This is a genomic window from Mesorhizobium sp. M7A.F.Ca.CA.004.12.1.1, assembly GCF_003997835.1.
Classification (GTDB): Bacteria; Pseudomonadota; Alphaproteobacteria; order Rhizobiales; family Rhizobiaceae; genus Mesorhizobium.
Genome location: NZ_RZRK01001144.1, coordinates 1 through 1,424, shown reverse-complemented (window position 1 = coordinate 1,424; position 1,424 = coordinate 1). Strand labels below are relative to the sequence as shown.

Sequence of the window (1,424 nt, the reverse complement as noted above, 5' to 3'; positions counted from 1 at the left end):
TGATAGGCGCGCGGCAGCGGCGAGTGGGCGTCATGCTCGTGGAAGCGCTCCGCCGGCATCGCGTTGTTCTCAAGCGATTCCGCTATTGTCGCGAGATGCGGGGCGATGCGGCGCCAGTCGTCGAGCGCCGCCTGCAGCGTGCGCACCAGGAACGAGGCGTCTGTGAAGCGTGTCAGGTCGCGCGAGACAACGACGAGTTTTCCGTCGCGCGTCCCGTCCTTCAATGTGGCAAGCTTCATGCGGTTTCCTCTCCTGCTGCAGCTTTGGCGCTGCTTAAGCCCACAACAAGACCGTCGCGGGCGATCGTCAAGTCGCCAGCCCATGTTTTCCTGACAGCGGCAGTCCAATCGGCCTCGCCGATCCCGGGATCGTCGGCCGGAATGAGATGATTGAGCACCAGTCTCTTGACGCCGGCATCGCTGGCGATGCTGCCGGCCTCTTCGGCAAAGCTGTGGCTGGCGAGCAGGTGGTCTTTCAGCCGCGCGCCATTGCCGGTCCTGGCCACCAGCCGCTCGATGCCTTCTTCCAGCATCGCCTCGTGGACGAGGATATCGGCGCCTTGGGCAAAATCCGCGAGCGGCGGAAAGAAGGCCGTGTCAGCGGAAAACACCACGCTTTTCCCGCTGTGTTCGAAGCGCAGGGCAAAACAGTCGGTCACCGGCGGATGCTCGACGCGCAGCGCCGAAACCGTCAAGCCGCCCTGTTCGACCACTTGGCCTTCGCCGAATTCGACGATCGAAACCAGGTCGCGAATATCCGGTCGGCCTTCATCGACGATGCGGATCTCGATATCGAACTCCATCGCCTGGCAAAAGCGCTGCCAGTAATGATCCGTGCCGGGCGGGCCGAACACGTGGACCGGGGTCGCCAGACCCGCCGTCCAGGCGGTGTGGATCAGCGGGCCCAGTTCCAGGACATGGTCGGAGTGCAGATGCGTGATGAAGATCAGATCGAGCGATTTCAGGCCGATGCCGGCATCGACCAGGCCACGCGTGACGCCAAGCCCGCAGTCGACGACGATGCTGCGGCCGCCGATCTGCAGCAGCGAAGAGCTTGGCCACGGACCGCCTGGCCGCAGCGCAGGGCCGCCCTTCGAGCCCAAAATCACCAACCGATCCGGCATTGGCTCGGTGCTCAAGACCAGTCGCCCTCGGGCGTGCCATTGAAACGCTTCTTCAGATCCGCCCAGCAGTCGATATAATTGTCCTGCCGGGTTTCGAGTTCGGCGCCGTAGCGGGTCAGCATTTGCGGAAATCGGGTCTCGAACATGAACGCCATGGTGTTGTCGAGCTTGACCGGTTTCAGGTCCGCGCGCGAGGCCTTTTCGAAGCCAGGCGCATCCGGTCCATGGGCCAGCATCAGATTGTGCAGACTGATGCCGCCGGGCACAAAGCCCTCTTCCTTGGCATCGTACTGGCCATGGA

2 protein-coding genes and 1 pseudogene are annotated in these 1,424 nt (G+C 63.3%); all 3 read right to left on the bottom strand.

Going from position 1 to position 1,424, the window contains the following annotated elements:
• A pseudogene (locus tag EN984_RS34540) lies at positions 1-239 on the bottom strand (2-keto-4-pentenoate hydratase); the annotation flags it as partial.
• Complete coding sequence (locus EN984_RS34535) at positions 236-1,123, bottom strand: MBL fold metallo-hydrolase (protein WP_164749630.1); 888 nt, start codon at positions 1,121-1,123, stop codon at positions 236-238. The pseudogene EN984_RS34540 and the gene EN984_RS34535, both read right to left, overlap by 4 nt.
• 11 nt (positions 1,124-1,134) lie before the next feature.
• Positions 1,135-1,424 (bottom strand): homogentisate 1,2-dioxygenase domain-containing protein (locus EN984_RS34530; protein WP_127384354.1); only part of this gene is annotated, 290 nt, incomplete at its 5' end.